Consider the following 6397-nt stretch of genomic DNA (forward strand, 5'->3'; position numbering starts at 1 on the left):
AACTTTTGATTAGCCGTGTTACAAAAATGCCAGTATTAAGAACTGGCATTTTTTATTTCGGTCGAGTTTTGATTATTGGGCGTTTAGATAATCAAGTACCACTTCATGGTGATCTTTGGTTTTGAATTTATCAAAAACCTGTTCAATGATACCTTGCTCGTTAATTAAAAAGCTAATCCGGTGTAGACCATCATACACTTTGCCCATGAACTTCTTCTCACCCCATACGCCGAACTGTTCAGCAACCACGTGGTCTTCATCGGATAATAAAGTAAAGTTTAAGTGATCACGTCCAATGAATTTACCTAAACGCTTCACGGGATCGGTGCTGACTCCGAGTACCACTACGTTGTGAGCATCGAGTTCCGCTTTTACATCTCGAAGGCCTTGAGCCTGAACAGTACAACCTGGTGTCATGGCTTTAGGGTAAAAGTAGAACAACACCTTTTTCCCTGAGAAATCAGCAAGGGAAACGGTATTTCCATCTTGATCTAAAAGTGAAAAAGCAGGTGCTGGCGTGCCTGCAGTAAGCGTTTTCATTATTCTTCCTTTTTATTGACTGTTTTTTATAAAGTTGAGCGAACCTTGTACATCCAGTGTCTTGCATAAACTGTCAAATTCTTCTTGTAGTTGCATTAAGTTACACCCTGAATCGACACTGGCGGTAATGGCAATATGAAATTGGTCGTGATCAAGATGTAACTTCGATTTATGAATCGTCTGCGCACTCAGTGAAGCCATACCAATATTACGATTGGCAAAAAATTGAGTGAATTTCTCTGTTAGGCCAATTTTGTCTTCAGACTCAACAAACACTTCAACCGTATAGGCATTATCTTGATAATCATGAGGTGATGTACGTTTCATGATAGTGATGAGATCATGTTGTTGGCCTAATAGAGGTAAGGTTGTCTCTACTCGGGTGATGTGGTTTGTATTGCCAGAGACCAGCATGATGAGCGTGAACTCTTTGCCAAACAAAGCAATTCGGCTATCGATGATATTGCAGCCTGATTGCGTAACTAAACGTACCACTTCATTACAGATACCCGGGCGGTCTGTCCCTACAGCAGTGATCACTAGATGCTGAGTCATAATATCGCTTCACTTTTATCGTTTTGGGCATGTTATCACAGTTAAATTATAGAGGAACGGTGGTGGAATAGCTTTTTAAGAACTCCGTCTTGAAAATAACGTGTTGTTGACATCGACATATTCAGATCCGCTATAAAGTTTGCCCTTAATTGATGTTGTTTGTTAAACCTCTAACATCTGATAAATATTCATCCAAATGGGCTGATTAAGCGAATTTAATCCCTTGTGTTTTTCAATCGCCTTACAGTACCATGCAGAAAGTAACAAATTAGGGAGATGGACATGTTTTCAGGAAGTATCGTAGCGCTCATTACACCGTTTAATCATGATGGTGAGGTTGATTTTGTTAGTTTGAAGAAGCTGGTGGACTTTCACGTGACAGCCGGAACTGACGCCATTGTTGCCGTCGGAACAACGGGTGAATCTGCCACGCTTACCGTTGAAGAGCATGTCAAAGTTGTCGCAAAAACCGTCGAGTTTGCCGAAGGACGTATTCCTGTGATTGCGGGAACGGGTGCGAATGCTACTCATGAAGCGGTAACGTTTAGTCGTTTATTAAATAACACAGGTATTGCTGGCTGTTTAAGTGTGACTCCTTATTACAATAAACCAACCCAAGAAGGTTTATTTCAACACTACAAAGCAATTTCTCAAGAGACTGATATCCCTCAGATTCTCTATAATGTACCAGGCCGTACAGCGGTGGATTTGCGTCCTGAAACCGTCGCTCGCCTTGCTGAAATTAAAACGATTGTCGCTTTAAAAGATGCAACGGGTGATTTGAGCCGAGTGGCTCTTCATCGTGAGCTTTGTGGAAAAGACTTTATTTTATTAAGTGGTGATGACGCGACGGGTTTGGAGTTTGTTAAATTAGGTGGACAAGGTGTTATTTCGGTGACGAATAATATTGCCGCTAAAGATATGGCGCAGATGATGCACTTAGCATTAGAAGGCCGATTCGACGAGGCTGAGCTTATTAATCAACGTTTGATGCCTTTGCATAAAGGTCTATTTGTTGAGTCGAGCCCGATTCCAGTGAAATGGGCTGCTCACAAAATGGGATTGATTACAAATGGTGATCTACGTCTACCTTTGACTGAACTGTCTGAACCAGCACGACCAACTGTTGCCCAAGCCATGACCGAAGCTTGTATCTTCTAAATCGATTCAATATTGTGCCGAGGCTTTTTCCTCGGCAGTCTAGGAGTTTGAATGAAATTTACTCATCAGCTAGTTATCAGTTCACTAGCTGTTTTTGTTTTAAGCGCATGTGCTGGTAACGCTTCTCAGCGTCGCCAAGCAAAAGATGATTTTGCTTATTTAGAAACCCCGGCTCTAAAAGAGTGGCAACTTCCTGAAGGAGCCACTCCGCAGTTTTATCTTAACTACCAAATACCAGAAGGTGACTTCCAAGGTGGCATTGGCCGTACTGTGGATATTCGTCCTCCTCAACAAGTATTAGAATTGATCCCTGGCGCGCGTGCCGAGCGCCAAAATGGCGAAGTGACATTATGGATGATCAAGCAAGATGAAGCCGACAAGGTGTGGCAAACTGCGTTAGCCATGCTTAAAGAGCGAAACATTGGTATCGCTGCACAAAGTGAAAACCAGATTGATACTGATTGGGTGACTTGGGTTTCTGAAGATGAAGAAGTTGAGATTGGTAGCCGCTACCAAATCTCACGAGTGATGGCGAATAATCGTTTTGGCTTTAAGATTTCATTGACTGGTTGGCGTGAAGGTGGCAAAGAGATGCCAGTGAGTGCCACCAATAAAGAGCGTTATAATGCGTTCATGACCAATTTGGTCACGGCTCGTTACGATACCGATCTACGTCAAGAAGCAGCACGTAAAGCTCAACAGTTGGTTAAACAGATCCCCATTACGATGGGCAGTGACCGTAGTGGTTTCCCTGTCATTATTGCTCGTACCTCTTACGATGTTCTGTGGCAACGTTTGCCTAATCTTATGCCGCAGTTCGGTTTTACGCTCGAAGAGCGCAATCAATCTCAAGGTACAATAAAAGCGAAATACTCCGCGCCAGATGACGCCTTTTGGCAAGACATTGGGGTGAAACCTATCTCGCTGAAAAGTGGAACTTACACCTTCTTATTAGGTGATCTAGGCAACCGTACCTCGATCAACGTGACCAATTCAGCCGGCAAGCCGGTGGAAGAAGAACTACTGAAAGATATGGTACCTGTACTGTCGGCGATTGCCGAGCGTCAGTAATTGTGATGACGAATCCATGAAAAATAAAGGGACGAAAGTCCCTTTATTTTTGCTCTGAATCTGAGTCTTCGTGCTTATCAAGTTCGTTGAGTTTATCCAGATCACTCTTCTTTCCTTTCAAGCCAAATTTCATGTTAGCCGTGTATTTCAGCGCGGCAATATTACCTATAAACACCGCTAAGATTACAATAGTGATAACCCAAGGGTTGGTAATGAATTCCATATCAGGACTCCGGTTGGCTGATGTTAACAATGTACTGAGTGTAGATCCGATCTAAGTTCTCTTGTACCGTCGACACACCTAGGAGCGGCATGTTTTCAAGCTGTGCCGCCAATACGCTTGGCGTCAACAGGTCAAGACAGTCTTTAGCCGCTGTTTTGTGGCTAATATGCCAAGGTTCAAACGCAACACCGCCTTTCTTTCCTTGGTAGGGGAAGAAAAAACCAAACTTAGGTAAATGCTCCTTCATCCATTGATAAAAAGGAGCTTGGTGGCCTGAGAGATATTCCCACGGTTCAAGCTTGAGCATGACACCAGTCGGTAATGCTTTGCGATCAAAAACATCAAAGTCACACCCCCAATGGTGGCGGCTGCTACCGGGCAGCGCTGACCAGCGTAAAATCGTGAATATCTTTTGTTCTTCGCTTAACTGAGCAGGGTTTACCGGTTGACTGTTATTATCCAGTAATTCGGCTTGCCCGGACATTTTCCGATTCCAGATGTTCAACTGGCGTTCAAAATCACGAAACCCACTGGCGATATGGAAATCAAAACCAGCGTTGTCAGCCGCTTGCTTTAGAGCGAGCAAATCTTGGATCACCCCGGGGTGAACCAAGAAAGATTTCTGCCCAATCAGCACTGATATTAAATGGGAGTCGGTTTGTCCGGTCAACTGCTCTGGAGTCATGGGTTACACCAATAAATTCTCTAGGGTTTTTTGGTACATATCCGTCAGTTTCTCTAAATCGGCAATCTTAACGCACTCGTTAACTTTATGAATTGTCGCGTTAACAGGACCAAGTTCGACCACTTGTGCGCCCATCTGGGCAATAAAGCGTCCATCAGATGTGCCCCCTGTCGTCAATAGCTCTGGGGATTTGTGGTTCACCTCATCGACGGCTTTAACGACGGCAGTCAGTAATGAGCCCGTATCGGTCAAGAAAGGTTGGCCGCTTAACGTCCAGCGCAATTCATAATCCAATCCATGGGCATCTAAGATAGAATGCACGCGGCGCTTGATCTCTTCATCGGTTAACTCGGTACTGAAACGGAAGTTAAACTGCACGTCAAACTCACCGGGGATGACGTTTGATGCTCCCGTGCCAGCTTGCAAGTTTGGAATTTGGAAGCTGGTCGGTGGGAAATAAGCGTTCCCTTCATCCCATTTTATTGCCGCAAGTTCGGCTAACGCAGGCAAGGCTTGGTGAATCGGGTTATTAGCAAGGTGAGGATAAGCAACGTGTCCTTGAATCCCTTTTATCTGTAGATCGCCTGTAATTGAGCCACGACGGCCATTTTTTATCACATCGCCCACATTTAATGTACTCGATGGCTCACCGACGATACACATATCAATTGGCTCATTACGCGCCATTAACGCATCGACTACGCGAGTGGTACCATTGATAAATGGCCCTTCTTCATCTGAAGTGATCAAAAAGGCAATCGAACCTTGATGGTTAGGGTGCTGTTCAATAAAGCGCTCGACAGCGACAACCATGCAAGCAAGCGAGCCTTTCATATCTGCCGCCCCGCGCCCATGTAAATAACCATCAATTACAGTAGGTTCAAACGGCGCTGTATGCCACTGCGCTAAAGGACCCGCGGGAACCACATCCGTATGGCCAGCAAAGGCAAAAAGAGGCGACTGAGTACCGCGGCGAGCCCAAAAATTAGTGGTATCTTCAAAGACCATTGTTTCCACTTCAAACCCTAGCGCTTGTAAGCGTTTAATCATCAGGTCTTGGCAACCTGCATCCTCAGGAGTTACTGATTGGCGACTAATGAGATCTTTTGCAAGCGCCAGTACAGGGCTGTCTGTCATCCTTGAAATCCTTGTATTAAGAGAAAATAGTAGCGTATTGCTGAGCATTAAAACCGAGATGGTAATGGGTGTCGACCAATAAAATAGGTCGTTTGATCATAGCAGGCTGTTCAACCAGCAAGGTCACTGCATTGTTAGCATCTAATGACTCTTTTTGTGAGGGCGTGAGCTGACGAAAGGTTGTACCGCGTTTATTGAGTACATTTTCCCAACCAAGCGCTTGGCAAAATTGAGCCACGAGCTCGGCATCAATACCTTGTTTACGGTAGTCATGGAATTGGTAATCCACCCCCGCAGCTTCCAACCATTTCCGTGCTTTTTTAATGGTGTCGCAGTTGGGAATGCCATACATGGTGATCGTCATAAAAATCCTTGTTGAGGCGTATTATTTTTTTAATGGTCAAATCCTATCAGGAAGCGCTGTGGCTTACAAAATAGAGATGCTTTTATTTCGTTGTTTAAAAAAAATGTGTTTCAGTTGCTTACGATTGGAAAGTTATTGATCGAACGCAACACTCTAAATGTGAAAACAGAAATAATGAAGTGGCACAGTAATAGGAGGTGTCAATGGAACTGAGTCCTGTTTTTGCAAGGCGACTGTATTTAGCTTTGTTAGTAGAAAGCCTTGAAAGACCAAACGTGCCCAAACTCATCGAAAAAACGGGGTGGCCTCGCCGTACGATTCAGGATGTCCTGAAAGCACTGCCAGGAATAGGGATTGAACTGATGTTTGTTCAAGATGGAAGGCGTCACAATGATGGTTACTATCAACTCTCTGATTGGGGGCCATTTGATAGTCAATGGGTATTAGATCGTCGCTGTGATATTGCGACTAGCCTTGGATTTAGTGCATAAGCCAGCATTTGCTGGCTTTTTTTATTATTATCCCTGAATCATCGTCATATGTGTTAATGAATGTATTATTAATAATTAAGAGATGCTCCTTTCATCATAAGTTATCCAACCATTGGTATTTTATAGTCACTAAGCCAGAATTCAACTACTCATACTATATGGTGTAAGAT

General features: G+C 43.9%; 9 protein-coding genes. 3 read left to right on the plus strand and 6 right to left on the minus strand.

Features of this window, described 5'->3' with window-relative positions; all coding sequences use genetic code 11:
- Positions 1-72 precede the first annotated feature (72 nt).
- Together bcp and AACU59_RS11415 are read right to left on the minus strand one after the other, a co-directional pair.
- Positions 73-540, minus strand: a complete 468-nt coding sequence (gene bcp, locus AACU59_RS11410) for a thioredoxin-dependent thiol peroxidase (RefSeq protein WP_094145233.1) — start codon at positions 538-540, stop codon at positions 73-75.
- 12 nt (positions 541-552) lie between these two features.
- Positions 553-1095 carry a glycine cleavage system protein R gene (locus tag AACU59_RS11415; RefSeq protein ID WP_013856284.1) on the minus strand — a complete coding sequence of 181 codons (543 nt, stop codon included), beginning with the start codon at positions 1093-1095 and terminating at the stop codon, positions 553-555.
- 282 nt (positions 1096-1377) lie between these two features.
- Here AACU59_RS11415 and dapA point away from each other — a divergent pair, with 282 nt between their 5' ends.
- Entirely contained in the window at positions 1378-2256 is an 879-nt protein-coding gene (gene dapA / locus AACU59_RS11420) for a 4-hydroxy-tetrahydrodipicolinate synthase (protein ID WP_026027300.1), read from the plus strand.
- A gap of 51 nt (positions 2257-2307) precedes the next feature.
- Positions 2308-3327, plus strand: a complete 1020-nt coding sequence (gene bamC, locus AACU59_RS11425) for an outer membrane protein assembly factor BamC (RefSeq protein WP_088729052.1) — start codon at positions 2308-2310, stop codon at positions 3325-3327.
- Positions 3328-3370: 43 nt separating this feature from the next.
- Here the strand turns inward: bamC and AACU59_RS11430 are convergent, their stop codons facing one another.
- Genes AACU59_RS11430 through AACU59_RS11445 form a run of 4 tightly spaced genes read right to left on the minus strand, consistent with a single transcriptional unit; the run spans position 3371 to position 5736 of the window.
- Positions 3371-3550 carry a DUF2897 family protein gene (locus AACU59_RS11430; RefSeq protein ID WP_170906945.1) on the minus strand — a complete coding sequence of 60 codons (180 nt, stop codon included), beginning with the start codon at positions 3548-3550 and terminating at the stop codon, positions 3371-3373.
- A 1-nt stretch (position 3551) separates the two neighbouring features.
- Positions 3552-4235 carry a M15 family metallopeptidase gene (locus AACU59_RS11435; protein ID WP_094145234.1) on the minus strand — a complete coding sequence of 228 codons (684 nt, stop codon included), beginning with the start codon at positions 4233-4235 and terminating at the stop codon, positions 3552-3554.
- Between the two features lie 3 nt (positions 4236-4238).
- Positions 4239-5372 carry a succinyl-diaminopimelate desuccinylase gene (gene dapE, locus AACU59_RS11440; RefSeq protein ID WP_094145235.1) on the minus strand — a complete coding sequence of 378 codons (1134 nt, stop codon included), beginning with the start codon at positions 5370-5372 and terminating at the stop codon, positions 4239-4241.
- A 16-nt stretch (positions 5373-5388) separates the two neighbouring features.
- On the minus strand, positions 5389-5736 hold the full coding sequence (locus tag AACU59_RS11445) for an ArsC family reductase (protein ID WP_094145236.1): 348 nt from the start codon (positions 5734-5736) through the stop codon (positions 5389-5391).
- A gap of 203 nt (positions 5737-5939) precedes the next feature.
- Here AACU59_RS11445 and AACU59_RS11450 point away from each other — a divergent pair, with 203 nt between their 5' ends.
- Entirely contained in the window at positions 5940-6227 is a 288-nt protein-coding gene (locus tag AACU59_RS11450) for a winged helix-turn-helix domain-containing protein (protein WP_010318729.1), read from the plus strand.
- Positions 6228-6397 lie beyond the last annotated feature (170 nt).

Source organism: Vibrio sp. V23_P3S9T160 (assembly GCF_963886625.1).
GTDB classification, from domain to species: Bacteria; Pseudomonadota; Gammaproteobacteria; order Enterobacterales; family Vibrionaceae; genus Vibrio; species Vibrio anguillarum.